We start from the raw sequence: 15,641 nt of genomic DNA on the forward strand, positions 1-15,641 counted from the left end.
CGGCCTCCTCCGGTCGGTCGGGCGTGCAGAAGGTCAGCCACAGTAGTGCACGTGTGCGACCGGGCACGGCGAAACCGGACCGCCGGGGAGGTCACCGGGGCCCGTCCGGTACTGCTCGCACGGCAGCGACCGCGGCCGGGGCGACACGGACCGGGATCCGCAGCTCGCCGTGGATGCGCTGGTAGACGCCGTTGTCCACCAGTGACGGCGGAACGTTCTGCCACGGTGTCGGCTCGACGAGCGTGGTGAGGGCCTTGATGCGTTCCTCCAAGTCGTCGCAGTGGATGGACCAGGGCAGTCCCTCGCGGTGGCCGTGGGCGGAGCGCTGCGCCGCCTCCAGGTCGTGCCACAGGCTGGCGAGTTCGTCGCGGACCGCCTGCCGTAGTTCGTCGGTTTCCTCGCCGCACTGCGGGGGCCGGGCGGGGGTGGTCATCGTCTGCGTCCTCCTGTGGCGGGGCCGGTGCGGTTGCCGAGGGTGCGGGCGTAGCGGGACACGGCCGGGCTTGGCGTGCCGCGGGGCGGCCGTGCGGGGGTGTGGATGGTGCCGGTGCCGACGAGGTCGAGTCCCGCGACGAGGTACCGGGTCGTGTCCATGCCGTGGTCGTTGACCTTCAGCGGCTGCTCCTTGAGGCCGCCGTGGGCGCCGGGCTTCACGGCCCACACGTAGCTGGTGAACTCCTCCGCCGTGGAGGCGGGCTTCCCTGCGTCGGCGAGGGCCTGGTCCCGCTCGACGACGGCGTCCCGCATCACGTACAGCCGCGGCTGGCCGTCCCCCGCCGTCTTGAGGCGGGACTGCACGGCCTGGATGCCGTCGGACACGGTCTTCTTCGCGGGGACGGTCGCCATGCCGAGATGCTTCTCCAGGGTGGCGCGGTCCTCGGCGTCGTGGTCGCAGATGACGGCCTGCGGGGCGGGCTCGTCGGGGTGCTCGGCGGCGACGGCCTTGATCTGCCGGGCGTGGTCCTCGACGAGGCGGCGGGTGTGGTAGACCTCCCGCACGAGGTAGAGGCGCCCGTCGGGGTCCTGCCGCCAGTCCTGCCACACGAACGGGTTGGTGTAGCCGAAGTCGACGACCCACCAGCGGGGCCAATCGTGGGGGACGTCGAACCGGTCGACGAGGTGAACGGCCTCGTTCCAGTCCTCGTAGATCAGGCCCTCGGCGGCGACCCACTTCCCCCAGCGCATCCGCTCGTAGCGGGGTCCGGTGAGGCTGTCGAGCCGGGCGAGGTAGTCCCGGCCGTAGTCGGTCCATTCGCCGTTCTGGTAGAGGCGGGGGTTGTCCTCGTGGCTGCTGTACAGCATGCGACAGCGTCCGGCGTCGGCGCGGAGTTTGAGGTGGTGGCTGGGTGGGCCGGGGTTCGTCGCCATGATCAGTTGCTGGTAGGACAGGCGCCCGTTCCGCAGTCGGGTGACGAGCGTGTCGAGATCCTCCGGGGTCGTTTCGACTGCCTCGTCGACGAACACGAGGTCGTACTCGGTGGACAGCAGCCGAGTCGCCCGGTCGAGACCGCCGACGACGATGACGGACCCGTTGGCGTACCGGAACGACGCGGGCTCCTGCGCGGACCCGCCGTAGAAGTGCACCACCCCGTGGGCGAGGGCCTCGGCTGCGACTTTCTGCCGGAACGTGACCAGCGTGGACGCGGTCAGCGACGAGTGGGTCTTACGGACGATCAACGCGCGGGTCTTTGGGACGTGTAGGCATGTGAGGTGGACCTTGGCGAGCGCGGCGACGGACTTGCCGGTGCCGGCCGCGCCGGACATCAGAACCTCGTTGTCCCGGCAGTGGAACAGCTTGAGAGCGGCCCCCCGCAGCTCGTACCGGACGACGTCGTCAGCCATGGCGTCTCAGGCGAGGTCGTTCGGGTCGACGCCGACGATCTCGTAGCGCAGCCCGCCGGTGTGCTCAACCTTCTCCGGCGTGGTGGTGCCCTGTAGTTTCGCGCGGTCCATGATGCAGCGGCGGACGATCTCGGCGGCCTTGGTGTCGCCTTTGAGGGCCTTGGGCCAGAACGCTGCCTGGAGCCGGTCGAGGCGCTGCGTCTCGATGTCCCGCATCTCTTCGACTTGCGCGGCCTCGGCCTTGCGGTTGGCTTCCAACGCGCGAGTAACGTCCTTATGCGCGGCGGCACGGTCGGAGTAGTCGAGAGCGTCAGCGATGGTCTGCCAGTCGGCGCCGCCGATCCTCATGGCGATCGCCTTAGAGCGGCGTTCAGCGGTGGCCGCTCGCTGCGCTTTGGAAGCGGGCATGTTGGCGTGTCCCTATTGGTTGGCCTGTCCGGCTCCTTGGGCGAGCCGGACGAGGTGCTGGAAGCGGGTGCTGTCGTCGTCGCTGCCGGTGTCGCGGGTGAGGGCGTGAAAGTCGTCGCGGACGTGCGGAGGGACGCGGATGCGGAGGAGGGGCCAGTCATCGTCGCCTGGGGTGGCGAGATCGGCGAGTTCGTCGGCTGTGAGGGGCGGGGCAATGAGGGCTTGGACGTCGTCGTCGGTGTAGCCGGTGCCGTCGTAGTCGCCGTCAAGATAGGACAGCAGTTCGGCGAGGGCGTCGCGGTCGTAGTCGCCAAGGTCGGCGGTGCGGTTGTCGGCGAGGTTGATGCGGCGGGCGGTGTCGTCGCTGCAGTGGATGACCTCGCAACGTGCGGTGGGGTGACCCGCGAGGATGAGTGCCTGCAACGTGTGATTGCCGGCGAGGACGGCGAGCCGGTCGTCGTCGGTCTCGCGGACGACGAGGGACCTGTACTGGCCGTTGCGGTCGATGCTGGCGCGGATGGCGTGGACGTCGCCGTGCTTGGCGTTGCCGGGGAACGGGACGAGCTGTTCGGTGGGGATGTCGCGGGTGCCGACGTAGACGGCGGCACCGTTGCTGGTGGTCATGGTGTTGCTGCCCCTCCCGTTGGCTCCGCGGCCCGGTGTGGTCGGGAATGCGGTGTCGGTTACTCGCGTCAGGGGTGCAGGTTAGGGGCGTGTACGCGAAAGGCCCCCGGTCCGGTGGTTGCCGGGCCGGGGGCCGTCGTGGTGCGGGTGGCGCGATGGGTCAGTCTTCGTTCTGGTCGGTGGCCACGCCGCGGCGGATGTCGACGGTGGCGGTGAAGACGTCGCGGGGGGACGCGTAGTTCTTCGCTTCCTGGCGGGCGGTCTCTGCGTCGTTGTGGACGCTGTAGTGGGAGGTGCTGCCCTTGAGGTATCGGCCGAGCTGCACCTTCGCCGAGGTGGCGTCGGTGGCGACGATGTAGACGGTGCCGTGGAGGTGCTCGGTGTGGGATAGGCCGCTCATGGGGTGTCCTCCTTTGGTGGCTGCGTGGTGAAGGTCCCGCCGTCGGGGGTCGGCGGGACCTTCGGGTGGAGTGTATGGCGGGTGCGGGTGCGGTGTGGGGGTTTCGGGAAGGGCGTCAGTCGGTGAGGACCGTGTTCAGCATGCGTTCGGCCTCGTCCAGGGCGGAGGAGCCGGCTGTTCGGGCGCCGCGGCCTTTCCTGCCGGTCTGCTTGGAGCCGCCGCGGGGGCTGGTCTCCTCGCCGTCGTCGGGGTCGGTGTCGTCGGGGGCGTTCCAGTCGCCCCACAGGTCGCGGGCTTGGAGTTCGCGGATTTCGTGGTCGGTGAGGTGGGTGACGAGGTCGGGGAATAGGTCGTCGATGGTGTGGCCGGGGCGGAAGACGCGCAGGGTGCGCAGGCGGGGGGCTTCCTTGCCTTCGATGATCCAGCCGACGCCGCCGAGGTTGGAGGCGGCGGGGGGTTCGGGTTCGCCTTTCATGATGCGGTCGAGGCGTCCGGTCGGTTTCGTGGAGGACAGGGCCCGCGGGAGTGGGTCGGGGATCTGGTCGCGGGTGAAGCCGAGGGCTTTGAACTCGTCGACCATGCGGCCGGGCGGGGTGCGCAGCATGATCGGGATGGAGTTCTCGCGGATGTTCTCGGCCATGAGGCGGGTGAAACCGTCCTGGACTTCGGCGGACTGGGTGCCGAAGGTGACGCCGATGCCGTACTTGCGGCCCTTGACGGTTGCTCGGGCGGCGAGGTCGGTGATTTCGGCCCCGTACAGGTGGTGTCCGGCGGCGGAGAGGAACTCATCGACGATGGCTTGGAGCGGGCTGTAGGGGCAGCCCTTGGCGCCTGGGCGCCAGTCGTGGCGTTTGCCGTCGGCCCAGGTCATGTCGCCGCGGATGTCCATGAGGGCTTCAATGGCGCGGAGCATGCGGACGATGTAGAGGGCGCCGAATCCTTGGCGGTCGACGTGGGGGGCGAGGGCGCCGATCTTCTCGTCGGGGGCTTCGGCCGCGGCCCAGACGACGGCGCCCCAGAGAGCGTAGGCGGCGGCGTCGGCGACGAGGCCCTCGGACTTGCCGCCGCCGGAGGGGGCGACCCACATGCCGTGGGCGGCGCCGCGGTCGGTGTGGACGCGGCGGCGGGCGGGCTGGCCGTTCTCCTTGTAGCCGATGGTGAACCAGCCGCCTGTGTCGGGGGTCAGGAGGTCGCGGGTGGCGTCGTAGATGCGGGCGAGGGGGGATTCGTCCCAGACCTGGATCATGACTCGGTCGCCGTCCTCGAAGAGGTGGATGCGTCCGTCGGTGGGTTTGGCGCCCATGGCGGTGCAGACGTCGTCGGTGCGCCAGGCGGGTTCGGTGCCGTCGGTGGTGCGGGCGATCCAGTAGGTGAAGCCGCGGGGGTCGCGGCCTTTGTCGACGAGTTTGGTGCCGGGGATCGGCCCGTGGGCGTGGCCGATCTTGGTTTCCCACCATTGGGCGTCGCTTTGGGTTTCGCGGGGGGCGGTGGCGGCGTCGGGGGTGATGCGGACTTCGCGCCAGCCGGGGCCGCATTGGCGGCCCTTGGTGGTGGCCACGTCGAGGATCTTGACGACGTTGGGGTCGGGGCGGACTCCGAAGGCGGCGGCGATGTCGACTTCGTTGAGGTTGGTGATGGGGCGGCCGTCTTCTGCGGCGCGGAGGAGCATGGTGAAGTCGTGGGCGGTGCCGGGGTGGCGGTCGACGTGGACGATGACGGTGCGGCCGGGGTTGCCGGCGCGTTCCCATAGGTGTTGCACGCCGCGGGTGAAGTCGTCGCCGACACCAGTGGTGGCTGCGGCCGGGGGCGCGGTGGTGTCGGTGGTGAGGGCGGGGGCGGTGGTGTTCGGGGCGGTGAGGGCGCGTCGTTTGGCGGTGCGGGAGAGGGGGGCGAGGGCGGCGAGGGCGGCGGCCCAGCCGGTGGCGAGGAGGGTGTCGAGGAGCCAGCCGTTGGTGTGGAGTGCTGTGACGTCGACGGCGAGGGCTGTGATGAGGGGGGAGAGGCGGAGGAGGGTGCGGCCGGTGCCGGTGTCGCCGTCGTGGAGGCGTTTGGCGGCCAGGGCGGTGGCGGCGGCGCCGGCGGCGAGGACGGCGCCGTTGATGGTGCCGTCGGGGGATGCGTTGGGCGCGATGACCAGGGCTGGGGCCGTCAGGGCGTAGCCCCAGCGCTCCAGGGCTACGGAGCGTGGTGTGCGGTACGCGGCGGACACGGCGGGTCCTTTCGTGTTTTGTGCGGGTGGGTGGTTCCGGGTGCTCACGGAAGCGTATCGGTGTGCCGGGGTGCGCACAAGTATGTGGAGACGGTTGCTCGTGTGGGGTGGTGGAATGCGTCGGCCCCGCCCGGTGTCCTGGGCGGGGCCGATGGCGGGGAGAGGGGCGGGGGTCAGGTGGGCCGGTTGAACGCGCCGGGTTTGGGGGTGCGTGCCGTGCGTTGGGAGCGGACGTTGTGGAGTCGGCCATACAGGCGCTGATGCGTGTGTCGCGCGTTGTCGGCCTGTTGTGCGGTTGCGGCGGCCATCCTCGCCAGGCGGCGGACGTCGGGGACGTTGCCGCCCAGGGCGAGGCCGACGGCCTCGGCCAGCCTGACGGGTTTGCTGTCGAAATCACTCTCGGCGGCCCGTCGGGCGATGCCGGTGGCCCTCTCGGCGTTGCCTTCGATGCGCTTGGCGAGCTGCGCCAGCAGGGCGTCGGCTCGCCCTAGATCCTCCGCGAACGCGGTGAGCCGGTTCTGCAGGGTGGTGTAGCGGGCTCCGTCGCCGCCGGGGGTGGGGGCGGTGTTCCGTGCGGGCTGGATCTCTCCCACGGGGTTCTCCTGTCAGTGGTGGCTTGCGGCTGATGCCTGGGTCAGTCCGGAGTCCTGCATTGCGCGGGCGTCTTCGCCGTAGACCTGCTCGACCCACCGGTATCCGGTGACGGCGTACTCGGTGGCCTTCGCGCAGCCCTCCGAGAAGCGTTCGGCGAGGATCGCCATCTCGGCGGCGTTGTCGGACAGGTGGATGACTTCGTCGACTACGGACTGGTCGATGTTGTCGTCGCTGACCAGGTCGGCGGAGATTTGTCGGAGGTCGCGGGCGATGCGGGTGAGTGCCTCGGCGAGGGTCCCGGCGAGGGCTTGGTCCTGGACGGCCTGTTCGGCGATGGCGTCCAGTTCGTCCATGTACTCGTAGATCGTGATGGCTGCTTGGTGTTGGGGGGCCATCGCCTGCCGCGGTGCGGCCGGGGTCGTGCTGTGGCCGTTTGGCGTCATGCGGTCGCCTTTCGGGGTGTTGCGTTGGGTGGGGCGGGTGGTGCCGGGGCGTTGGGTGTGGGGTTCGGGTGCGGGTGGCAGTCCCTTGGTGCCGGGGGTGATTCCGTGGGGGTCGCTTTGGCGGGGGGTGTTGTCGGGGCGGTCGGCGCGGGTGACGGTGATGCCGTGGTCGCCGGCGGGGGATGCCTCGTTCGGGGGGCTGTCGGTGTTGGTGTCGTGCTTGCGGAAGCGGCTTCGGAAGCCGGCACCGCCCTTGGGGCCGTCAGAGCCGTTCTCGCGGCCTTTCCGCCCCCCTTCCGGCTCGTCGGTCGCGCCGGGCCGGTTCGGTCCGTCAGAGGGGCCGTCAGGGCCGTTTTCGGGGGGCTCTTTGGGGTCGGTGTCCTTCGGGGTCTTCTGCTTCTCCTTCCGGCGGTCGTCGGCGGGGGCCTTCCGTTTGGCGCGGGTGCACCGCTTGCAGCGGCATTCGTGGACGTCGTAGCCCTCGACGGTGCCGTGCGGGGCGCCGGGGACTTTCCAGTCGTTGTGGGGGCCGGGGATCTTCCGGTCCTGCTTGGACGCGCGGTCGCGGTCCCGGCCGGAGGTCGACCTGCCGTCGCGGTGCTTGCCGTCGCCGTCCTTGCGCAGCCGCTCCCGGTTGGCCTTGGCGGCGTCCTTCTCGCTTGGCGTCCGGGGATTGCGGTTCTTACCGAGCGACTTGTCGTCCTGCCGCTTGGGCTTCTTCGGGCCTGGCTTGGGCTGCTCTGGCTTGGGCTTGTGCGGCTGCTCCGGTGTCGGCTTGGGCTTCTTCTGGTCGGGCTTGCGCGGGTCGGGCTTCGACGGCGTCGGCTTGGGCTGGTCCGGCTTGGGCTTCTTCGGGTCTGGCTTCGGCGGTGTCGGCTTGCGCGGGTCCGGAGTCGGCTTCGGCTTGCGCGGGTCGGGCTTCGACGGCGTCGGCTTCGGCGACTGCCCGCCGGAACCGCCTTTCCCGCCGTTCCTCCCGCCGCCCGCTCCGGAGGGCGACGAGTGCCGGCCGCCTGCTCCGGAGTGCTTGGCCCGGTCGGCGGCGGCCTTCCCCCTGGCGGCGATGAGGTCGGCCCGCGCCTTGAGCCGCTCCTGCTGGAGCTTGCTGTTCTGCTCGGCCAGTGCCTTCTCGTGGGCGGTGCGTGCCTTGAGGCGGGCGACCTTGTCCGCGATCTCCGCTTCCCGTAGCGGGGCTTCGACCTCGTGGCGGGCCTGTCCGGCTCGGATGCGGTGGTCGATCCAGTCGGCGAGTCGCTCGGCCAGGGACGCCCGCGGTGCGGATGTCTCGTCCGGGGCCGCTTGGCCGCCGTCGGGGGTGGGGGCCGTGGGCGGGGCGGGGGGCGCCGTGGCGGTCAACGCGTCGCCGGGGTTCGGCGGGGCGGGGATCGCGGGGAGTTCGAGGGTGGTCTCCTCCGGTGTCTCCGGAGGGGGGGCCACATCGGCGTAGGGCGGGATGGGCGGGGGGACGTAGGTGGGGTCGCTCTCTCCCGGGAAGGGGACGACGACCGCGTCGTCGCCCCTGCCGTCGCGGCTGCCGCGGCGGTCATCGGCCATGGGGTTCTTCCTCCAAACCCTTGACGGAGAGTCACTCTCGCGTGCACGCGTGCGCGGGCACGCGTGCACGCGTTATGCGCGCGAGGCCGGGTCAGGCTGCGCGGCGCTCCTGGCGGTCACGCTCGGTGACGTCCGTGGTGGTCTGCTGGCGGGGTGAGACGACCGCGTCGGCGTACCGCATCAAGTCGTCCCACACCCGCCGGTCGCCGCTGAGGCGGCGCTGCAGCGCGGTCCCGAACAGGCGGCAGACCAGGGCAAGACCGCGGTAGGCGTCGGGCATGGTCGGTGCGGCTTTTTCGAGCTGGGAGCGGGCCAGGCGCATCCAGAACTCGGCCACGCCCTTCTCGCCGCGGGTTTCGCGGGCTCGTCGTTCCTCCTCGACGTACCAGTTGTGCCGGTTCTCGGCGGCGCGTTCTTCCCTGGTCAGAGGCCGGTTCATGCCGATCGCTCCTTGCCGAGGTCGTAGACCGAGGTGGGGGCGCTGGCGGAGGGGGCGCCCTGGCCGGGGACGGCCTTGAGCTGCGGGGCGGCGGGGCCGGCTGCCAGCGCCTTCTGTTGGCGCTGCGCGGCGACCGCCTTGACCTTGTCGTCGTGCTCGCGGCGGCGGACACCAGCCTCCTCCAGCCTCTTGGCGGTCTTGGTGAGGTTCCGCAGGGCGTCAGCCAGCGCGTTCTCGACCGGTCGGGCCCGCAGGTAGGCGTGGTAGCGGCGGTCGCCCTCGACGTGGGTTCCGCGGCAGTGGACGCGAACCTCGCGGGCGAGGGTCGCGAGGTTGTGTTCCAGGTCGAGGACGACGCGCTGAACGTCCTGCAGGTACCGGACGTAGGCGTCGGGGTTCCGCGCGACGTCACGGAGCGGGGTCGGCTGCTGTTCCATTTCGGGTTCTCCTTCGGGGGCGGTTCTGCCAGCGGTCCGGTCTGGCAGGTGTGCGGTTGGGGTTGCTGGTTGCCAGTGGTCTGCTGCCAACCGGCTGCCAGTCGGTCGCCGGTCGGCTGCCAGCCGGTGGGTTCAGTGGCTGCCAGCCGGCGGGGTCGATGGCTGCCAGTTGCCAGCGGGAGCGTCGGCAGTTCGGTAGCCGGTCGCTGGCAGGTCGTCGGTTGGCAAGCGCCGGTTGGCAGGTCGTCGGTTGGCAGTCGGCTGCCAATGGCAGCCGGGTTGCCGGCGGGTGGCAGCCGCTTCGAGTTGCCACCCGCCGGCGCCTGTCAGGCCACGCGGAGAGGCTTGGCGAGATCCGTGTGACCTGCCTCGATGGCCTCAGTGCGGAGCTGCTGGGCGCGGGACCGGGAGACTTCCAGGGCCTCCCCGAGTTCGCGGTCGGAGGGGGCCTTCCCCCGCTTGCTGGCAAGTTGGCGGTAGGTGGCTACCACTTCGTCGATGCCGATGGCCCGGCCCGTGCCGGCAGTTCCGTTGGCAGCATTGGCAGGCCGGCTGGCAGCGTTGGCAGGTCGGCTGGCAGTTCCGTTGGCAGCCCCGTTGGCAGCCCCGTTGGCAGGTCGGCTGGCAGCTCCGCTGGCAGCGTTGGCAGCCCCGTTGGCAGCCCCGTTGGCAGGTCGGCTGGCAGCTCCGCTGGCGCGGCGGCTGGCAGCCGCATGCCGCTCCCGCTCCCTGCGGTCGGCCTCGATCCGCTGGATGGCGTCTTGAGCCTTGGCGTTGGCGAGGCGTTCGGCGGCGTCTGCCTCCGCTCGCGCGGCGCGGGCCGCTTCCTGCGCGGCGGCGCGTTCGGCGTCGGTTCGGGCGGCGGCGGCGAGTTTCTCGGCGTTGGCCTTCGCTTCGGCGGCGGCGGCTTGGGCGGCGGCGATGCGCTGGGCGGTCTCGACCTCGATGCGGGCCGTCTCCCGCGCGGCGGCCTCGGCTGCCTCGGTCTCGGCGGCGAGGCGGCGTCGTTCGGCCTCCTGTCGGGCGAGTTCGGTTTCCTGCTGCTCCTCTGCGAGGCGGCGCTGTCGGGCTTCCTCTTCCTCGGCGAGGCGGCGCTGTCGGGCTTCCTCCTCCTGGGCGAGGCGGCGCTGACGCTCGGTCTCCTCCTGGTCGCGCTTCTCCTGCTCGGCGGCTTCGCGGCGCTTGCGGTCGGCTTCCTCGCGGGCGCGGCGCCGCTTCTCCTCGGCGTCCTTGCGGGCCTCTTCCTCGTCGTGCTTGATCTGCTCGACGGTGGCGCGGTTCTCGGCCGGCTTCCTGCGTGCCTCGTCCATTGGGATGCCCTCGCGGGCGAACTGGAGGACGAGGAGGGCGTCGGGGTCGGCGTTGCGGCGCCAGGCCCAGCGGCCGTGCTCCTTCTTCAGCTCGGCGATGTAGAGGTCGATGTCGCGCTGCATGTGCAGGGCCGTGTCGTAGGCGCGGATGCCGCACACCCGCATCCACCGGTAGAGGCGGAAGGTGGAGGGGAAGGCGAGGATCCAGCGGGAGACGGGCGGGGACTCGATGTGCTTGTCGGCGGTGATGTTGGCGATGCGGCCGACGGCGTGGCGTGCGGCTTCGACGGCGATGACGAACAGGAGCGGGATGACGGCGTGCATGGCGGCGCCGAGGTAGTCCGGTCCGTCGGTTGCGGGCCGGTCGGCGGGGCGCCAGGCGACGGCGGCGTTGAAGGAGATGGTGGCGGCGGTCAGTAGCCAGGCTCCGTACCGCAGGAGCGGGTAGGGCATGCGGAGCCGGGTGAGGACGAGGTCGAGGGCGAGGAAAACGGCGATGCCGAGGTCGACGGCGATGGGGAACCAGTCGGCGAAGCCGTGGAAGCCCTTCTGCGCGGCGAGGTCGGCGACGGCGTTGTAGGAGCCGATGAAGCCGAGGGCGGCGATGCCGACGGCGCCGGCGGCGACGACGCCGATGACGATGGTCTGCCAGCGGTTGAGGGTGATGGGGTCGGGGGTGGGGGTGGCCCCGGCCTGGTGCTGGGGCTCCCCCTCGGGGGTGTCCTGGGCCGGCGGGGCGGCCGGGGCGGTGGTCATCTGGGGTCGGTTCCTTCCTGGGGTGTGGTGCGGGTCGGTGGTCTGTCGGGGTCAGGCGGTGGGGCGGGGCAGGGCGCGGCAGGTCTCGGCGTGGGACTGCGCCCACTTGCCGACGATGAGGGCCATCGCGCGCTGCGTCTCGGGGGTCACCTTGCAGGTGAAGGTGTCGTAGTGGTCACGGGTGCAGCCGCGGCACGTGGCCGTGGCGGCGGTCGAGTTCGGCTTCTGGGAGATGTCGACGGTGGCGCCGCCGACGGTGAGGTAGCGGGCGATGACGCCTTCGGGCCAAGTCGTCGCGGTCGGCTCGGTGGTCTGGGGCATCGGGGTCTCCTTGTCGGTGCGGCGGGTGAAGAGGTCCAGCAGGGCCATGTCGGTCGGTGTCCTTCCTGCGGTCGTGGTGCGGGCTGGCGGGGGTCAGTCGGTGGGGGTCTGGTCGAGTTCGCGGATGTGGGCGAGGGTGCGGAGCAGGCCGGGCTGGTAGGGGGCTTGGGCGATGGCGGTGAGGGTGGGGTCGAGGAGGTGGCCGGTGTCGGCGGTCTCGATGTCGGCGATGAGGTCGGAGCTGGGCTGGGGCGGGTTCACGGCGAGTGGCGTCCTTCTGAGGGTGGTCAGGCGGCGGTCGAGGTGATGGGGCTCGGGGTGCGGTCGGTGTTCTGCGGGTGGATGGCGGTCACCGCGGCGTGGTTGTCGTCGGCGGAGTCGGCGAGGGCGAGGTTCTGCTGGGTCTCGATGTGGTTGGTGGTCCAGGTGGCGGGGTCGCCGTGGGTGGTGGCGAAGTCGTTGGCGGTCATCGGCGGGTCCTTCCGGGGTTGGCGGTGCGGGATGGGTTTGCGGTTGTGATCGGGTGGGTGGGGCCGGTTGCCTGCTGTGGTGGGGCCGGTTGCTCACGTCGGGGCGTGTGACGGCTCCCCTTCACCGCCGGCGGTTGGGTCCGGCGGATCGGGCAGCGGTCACAGGCGGGTGGTGTTGTGTCCCCACCAGCGGGCGACGTTGGTGACCTTGATGTGGGTCTCGTGGTGGGTGTGGGTGCTGCCGCTGTTTCGGCCGCCGAGCTTGGTGAGGAGGAGTCCGGCGACGATGAGGGCGAGGGCGGGGGTGGCGGCGGCGAGGGCGCCGAAGAAGAAGCTGCCGCCGATGCCGATGCCGGCGGCGGCGACGCCGACCCCGACGAGGCGCTGTGCGGCCGGGTCGATGGCCGGGCGCGGGGCGGGGTGGTGGGGCGTGGGGGCCGTCGGGGTGGCGGGGAGGTGCTCGCGCCGGACCGGGATCATGAGGTCGGGGTCGACGGCGTGGGGCACGTAGACGACGGGCTGGTCGTGGTGGTGCTGCTCGACGGCGGTGGGCCGGATGACGGCCGGGAGGTGCGTGGTGTTGGCCGTGGGTGCGGCGGTAGGGTCGTAGTGGACCATGGAGGGCTCATCTCCTGGTTCGGGGCCCGGCCGTGTTGGGTGTCGCCTGGTGTTGCAGCACCGGGTGGCGGCGGTCGGGCCTGTCTTATGTGGTTGTGTACTTCTTGATGGCGTTGTTGACGGTTGGCCAGGTGTGGCCGGTGAGTTTGGCGACTTGGTAGATGCTGCCGGTCTCGGTCTTTCCTTCCTTGAGTGCTTCGGCTCGCCGTCTGAGTGCTTCTTCCGTCTCGGTGGTGAGCCGTTGCAGCAGCTCGTCCTCCTCGCGGACGCGGTCGAGCCAAGTCCTTTCGGGCTTGGTGTTCACGCCCGCCATTGTATCAAACCCCCCTTATATACAACCCCCCTTTTAGGATGGTGTCGGTCGCATGACGACGCCCCCGTCGATCGACGGGGGCGTCGCACAACTATCGGGGTGGCCTACCGGCGGGTTCCCTTGCCGGCTGCGGACCGGCGGGACTCGTCGTTGAGCTTCTTCAGGTCATCCGACAACGACCGGCAGGGCCGCAAGTCACGCGGGGCCTTCACCGTGCTCCCCCCGCCCGGACCCGGCGCAGCGCCTCGTCCATGTCGGGGTCGGAGTCGGTCGGCGTCACGTGCAGGGGCGGGGCGAACGTCGTGGCGCAGCGGCAACGCCAGTAGCCGCACAGCGGGCAGGCGTCGTCGGCCCCAGGGAGCGAGATAGGGTTCCGCATTGCGTCCTCCTGAGTGGAATCGGTTCAGGACGTGCAAGGCCCTCGGGCGCGTGCCAGCGCACCCGAGGGCCGTCTTTCGTCGGGCCGGTCTGTCCGGCTCCCCTCCGCCGTCCGGACGTGGTGGCCGGGCGGGGGAGGCAGCCGTCAGCGCAGGTCGTCGAAGAGGTAGGCGAGAGCGTCGGCGGCGTCCAGCGGGACGATGCCGCGGGCGGTGGCGTAGGCGTAGACGGCGGATTCGATGTCCGCCCACAGTTCTGCGAGCTGGTCGTCGAGGTTCGGCTGGTCGCCGGTGTGGTGCCGCTGCTCGGTACGGTGGGCCATGGCGGATCTCCTGCCTGTTCAGGGTGGTTCCGTCGGGCCCCGGTCCGGGAGGTAAGGCTCCTGGCCGGGGCCGTTTTGGTTCTCGTGCCTGTGGGTGGCTCGTGGGGTGGTGCTGTCGGTCGACGTCGTCTGTGGTGAGAGGTCGACCTGCCGCCTTTTGTCGGGGAGGCGGTGGCCCTCGTGTCGAGTTCTCAAGGCCCTGTGGCGTGGGCTGCTTGCGCTTCTTTCGCGGCCAACTACGGTCGCTCCAGGCGCTGTTGGTGTGAACGTAGACGCGTCACCTTCTAATGTCAAGACATTAGCGGGATGGCTTGACTTTGGTATGGTGGCGTCTCCAGCCGACACCAGCCAGGAGGAACCGACGTGAGCAGTGAGCCCATGACCGCGAGTCAGATCGCCGCCGAGTTGCGGCGCCGGATCGGCGCGGGCGAGGAGGGGTACCGGCGTGGCGACCGCGCGCCGAGCGTCCGCGGCCTCGCCGAAGAGTTCGGCGTCAGCCAGCAGACGGCAGCCGCCGCCTACGCCTCGCTGGAGGCGATCGGCATGGTCCGCGTCGGGCGCGGCATGCAGGGCACGACCGTCGTCGCCGGCCCGGCGGCGTCCGCCCACCTGGGGCACTTCTCCCCGCCGGACCTGTCCGCGGCCCAGGCGTGGAAGCCCGAGGGCAACGGCGTGGCCGGGAAGGAGGTCATCAGCGTGCGGCAGATGCCCGCCACTGGCGAGATGGTCGCGTGGGGGCTGCCCGCGGGTGGGGAGGTCGTCGAGCGGGCCTTGGTCCGCACCGTGGACGGCGTGCCGGTGCAGCACAAGGTGACGCTGTTGCCGATGGACGTCGCGTCACGCAGGCCCGAGGGCTACGACGGTGTCCCGCCGATGCTGGTGCCGGTCGGTGCCGAACCGGTGACGCCGCCGGCCGGGGTGTCGATGGCGAAGTGGCTCGGCTGGGGGGTGGTGCATTCCCCGTGGGAGATCACCGTCGAGCCGATGACCGCGCAGGCCGCGCAGGCGCTCGGTATGGAGGAGGGCGTGCCCGCGTACCGGCTGCTGGCGGTCGCCCGGAACGCCGGCGGTGAGACGGTGTTCGTGACGGTGACGACGATCCCGCTGCATCACCGGATCACGATGGACATCGTCCACGACTGACCGACCGAGAGCACGGAAGCGCCCCGCCGAGGTTCGGCGGGGGCGCTTCCGTGTCCGGGGGCGCCGGTGAAACGGCGGCGGCCCTGTCCGGCGGATGCCGGGCGGGGCCGTGACGTGGGTGGGCTCACGCTCTGGTGTCGCCGGATGGGTGTGGTCAAGCGGCTGTCGTGACCTCCCGGACCTGTCCGCGCCGGTACCAGCGTGGTGTGCGGGGCCGGTCGGCGTAGTAGGCGCGGCGCACGGCGCGGCAGCGTGCGCAGGTCGGCAGGCCCAGTAGCAGCTCCAGGCGGTACCCGGCGAGGGAGCCGCCTTCGGGGCGGGCGTGCTCGGCCGCGAGGCGGGTGAGGCGGTTGTCGCGTAGTCGCGCTTCGTGGGCTTCGCTGCAGGTGGTGCAGGCGTCGCCGAGTTGGGCGTGGCGGCGCCAGGCTGCTTCGGTGCCGCAGGCGGGTGCGCGGCGGGCGGCGCGGTCGTCGGGGGTGAGTCCTCCCCAGACGCCTTCGGGTTCGCCGCGGTCGGTGGCGTGGTCGGCGCAGCCTTCTCGGATGGGGCAGTCGGCGCACAGGGCGGCGGCGGTGTTCTGGTCGGCGGGGGTGTCGCTGGTGAACAGGCGTCCGTGGCCGTAGCAGGGGGTTTGGTGGCCGTCGGGGAGGCGGCGGAGGAAGTCGGGGATGTCGGCGATCAAGACGGGGCTCCAGTGATCGGTTACCGTTGGATCGCCGTGAGGGGCGCCCCCTGTTCGGTCTGGCGGACTGGTGGGGGCGCCCTTTCGTGTGTCTACCGGAGCCGCTGGGGCGGTCCGTAGGGGGACTGCCAGGCGGGCCGGTCGCCGGGGCGGGTCGGGCGGCCGGCGTGCGGGGTGAGATCGGTGTCCTGGAGGCATCGGCAGATGGCGGACATGCTCTCGGCGGCGGCGCGGGTGACGGGCAGAAGCGCTTCGAAGAAGCGGCGCAGGGTGTCGGCGGCCTCGGCGAGGCTCGTGGCGGCCAGTTCGGTCTGCTCGGGCGTGAGGCGAGGCTTGGCGGGTGGATGGTTCACCGGCGGTCCCCGATCTTGACGGCGG

Annotated in this window: 21 protein-coding genes; 1 reads left to right on the forward strand and 20 read right to left on the reverse strand. The window is 71.3% G+C overall.

The window, feature by feature from the left end; translation table 11 throughout:
• Positions 1 to 91: 91 nt before the first annotated feature.
• From F0L17_RS14540 to F0L17_RS14625, 18 genes are all read right to left on the reverse strand, one after another.
• Positions 92 to 433 (reverse strand): hypothetical protein, encoded by a 342-nt coding sequence (locus F0L17_RS14540; RefSeq protein ID WP_155071409.1) that lies wholly within the window; start codon positions 431 to 433, stop codon positions 92 to 94.
• A complete protein-coding gene (locus F0L17_RS14545) occupies positions 430 to 1,842 on the reverse strand; it encodes a phage terminase large subunit (protein WP_155071410.1) in 1,413 nt (470 codons plus the stop codon). Before F0L17_RS14545 ends, F0L17_RS14540 begins: the two co-directional genes overlap by 4 nt.
• A 6-nt stretch (positions 1,843 to 1,848) precedes the next feature.
• Positions 1,849 to 2,250, reverse strand: coding sequence for a hypothetical protein (locus F0L17_RS14550; RefSeq protein ID WP_155071411.1), 402 nt, complete (start codon positions 2,248 to 2,250; stop codon positions 1,849 to 1,851).
• Positions 2,251 to 2,262: 12 nt separating this feature from the next.
• On the reverse strand, positions 2,263 to 2,874 hold the full coding sequence (locus F0L17_RS14555) for a ParB/RepB/Spo0J family partition protein (RefSeq protein ID WP_155071412.1): 612 nt from the start codon (positions 2,872 to 2,874) through the stop codon (positions 2,263 to 2,265).
• Positions 2,875 to 3,034: 160 nt separating this feature from the next.
• Positions 3,035 to 3,274 (reverse strand): hypothetical protein, encoded by a 240-nt coding sequence (locus F0L17_RS14560; protein ID WP_155071413.1) that lies wholly within the window; start codon positions 3,272 to 3,274, stop codon positions 3,035 to 3,037.
• A gap of 115 nt (positions 3,275 to 3,389) precedes the next feature.
• On the reverse strand, positions 3,390 to 5,483 hold the full coding sequence (locus F0L17_RS28075) for a chromosome segregation protein ParM (protein ID WP_162466204.1): 2,094 nt from the start codon (positions 5,481 to 5,483) through the stop codon (positions 3,390 to 3,392).
• Between the two features lie 173 nt (positions 5,484 to 5,656).
• Positions 5,657 to 6,076 carry a conjugal transfer protein TraB gene (locus tag F0L17_RS14570; RefSeq protein ID WP_155071414.1) on the reverse strand — a complete coding sequence of 140 codons (420 nt, stop codon included), beginning with the start codon at positions 6,074 to 6,076 and terminating at the stop codon, positions 5,657 to 5,659.
• A gap of 12 nt (positions 6,077 to 6,088) precedes the next feature.
• Complete coding sequence (locus F0L17_RS14575; RefSeq protein ID WP_155071415.1) at positions 6,089 to 8,074, reverse strand: hypothetical protein; 1,986 nt, start codon at positions 8,072 to 8,074, stop codon at positions 6,089 to 6,091.
• Between the two features lie 91 nt (positions 8,075 to 8,165).
• Entirely contained in the window at positions 8,166 to 8,513 is a 348-nt protein-coding gene (locus F0L17_RS14580) for a hypothetical protein (protein ID WP_202917880.1), read from the reverse strand.
• Entirely contained in the window at positions 8,510 to 8,950 is a 441-nt protein-coding gene (locus tag F0L17_RS14585; RefSeq protein ID WP_155071416.1) for a hypothetical protein, read from the reverse strand. Before F0L17_RS14585 ends, F0L17_RS14580 begins: the two co-directional genes overlap by 4 nt.
• A gap of 326 nt (positions 8,951 to 9,276) precedes the next feature.
• Entirely contained in the window at positions 9,277 to 11,016 is a 1,740-nt protein-coding gene (locus F0L17_RS27605) for a DUF2637 domain-containing protein (protein WP_238419383.1), read from the reverse strand.
• 51 nt (positions 11,017 to 11,067) lie between these two features.
• Complete coding sequence (locus tag F0L17_RS14595; RefSeq protein WP_238419384.1) at positions 11,068 to 11,385, reverse strand: hypothetical protein; 318 nt, start codon at positions 11,383 to 11,385, stop codon at positions 11,068 to 11,070.
• A gap of 45 nt (positions 11,386 to 11,430) precedes the next feature.
• Positions 11,431 to 11,598, reverse strand: a complete 168-nt coding sequence (locus F0L17_RS14600) for a hypothetical protein (RefSeq protein WP_155071417.1) — start codon at positions 11,596 to 11,598, stop codon at positions 11,431 to 11,433.
• Between the two features lie 26 nt (positions 11,599 to 11,624).
• Entirely contained in the window at positions 11,625 to 11,807 is a 183-nt protein-coding gene (locus F0L17_RS14605; protein ID WP_155071418.1) for a hypothetical protein, read from the reverse strand.
• Positions 11,808 to 11,966: 159 nt separating this feature from the next.
• Positions 11,967 to 12,425 carry a hypothetical protein gene (locus F0L17_RS14610; RefSeq protein WP_155071419.1) on the reverse strand — a complete coding sequence of 153 codons (459 nt, stop codon included), beginning with the start codon at positions 12,423 to 12,425 and terminating at the stop codon, positions 11,967 to 11,969.
• 85 nt (positions 12,426 to 12,510) lie between these two features.
• Positions 12,511 to 12,729 carry a hypothetical protein gene (locus F0L17_RS14615; protein WP_238420978.1) on the reverse strand — a complete coding sequence of 73 codons (219 nt, stop codon included), beginning with the start codon at positions 12,727 to 12,729 and terminating at the stop codon, positions 12,511 to 12,513.
• Between the two features lie 217 nt (positions 12,730 to 12,946).
• Positions 12,947 to 13,117 carry a hypothetical protein gene (locus tag F0L17_RS14620; RefSeq protein ID WP_155071421.1) on the reverse strand — a complete coding sequence of 57 codons (171 nt, stop codon included), beginning with the start codon at positions 13,115 to 13,117 and terminating at the stop codon, positions 12,947 to 12,949.
• Between the two features lie 144 nt (positions 13,118 to 13,261).
• Complete coding sequence (locus F0L17_RS14625) at positions 13,262 to 13,438, reverse strand: hypothetical protein (protein ID WP_155071422.1); 177 nt, start codon at positions 13,436 to 13,438, stop codon at positions 13,262 to 13,264.
• Positions 13,439 to 13,801: 363 nt separating this feature from the next.
• On the opposite strand from F0L17_RS14625, the gene F0L17_RS14630 reads away from it, so the two are divergent.
• Positions 13,802 to 14,581 carry a GntR family transcriptional regulator gene (locus F0L17_RS14630; RefSeq protein ID WP_155071423.1) on the forward strand — a complete coding sequence of 260 codons (780 nt, stop codon included), beginning with the start codon at positions 13,802 to 13,804 and terminating at the stop codon, positions 14,579 to 14,581.
• A gap of 154 nt (positions 14,582 to 14,735) precedes the next feature.
• Here the strand turns inward: F0L17_RS14630 and F0L17_RS14635 are convergent, their stop codons facing one another.
• Together F0L17_RS14635 and F0L17_RS26835 are read right to left on the reverse strand one after the other, a co-directional pair.
• Complete coding sequence (locus tag F0L17_RS14635; RefSeq protein WP_162466205.1) at positions 14,736 to 15,263, reverse strand: WhiB family transcriptional regulator; 528 nt, start codon at positions 15,261 to 15,263, stop codon at positions 14,736 to 14,738.
• 92 nt (positions 15,264 to 15,355) lie between these two features.
• The gene (locus tag F0L17_RS26835; protein WP_162466206.1) at positions 15,356 to 15,616 is read right to left on the reverse strand and encodes a hypothetical protein; all 261 of its coding nucleotides are present in this window, start codon (positions 15,614 to 15,616) and stop codon (positions 15,356 to 15,358) included.
• Positions 15,617 to 15,641: the final 25 nt, after the last annotated feature.

The sequence above is a fragment of the Streptomyces taklimakanensis genome (genome assembly GCF_009709575.1).
Classification (GTDB): domain Bacteria; phylum Actinomycetota; class Actinomycetes; order Streptomycetales; family Streptomycetaceae; genus Streptomyces; species Streptomyces taklimakanensis.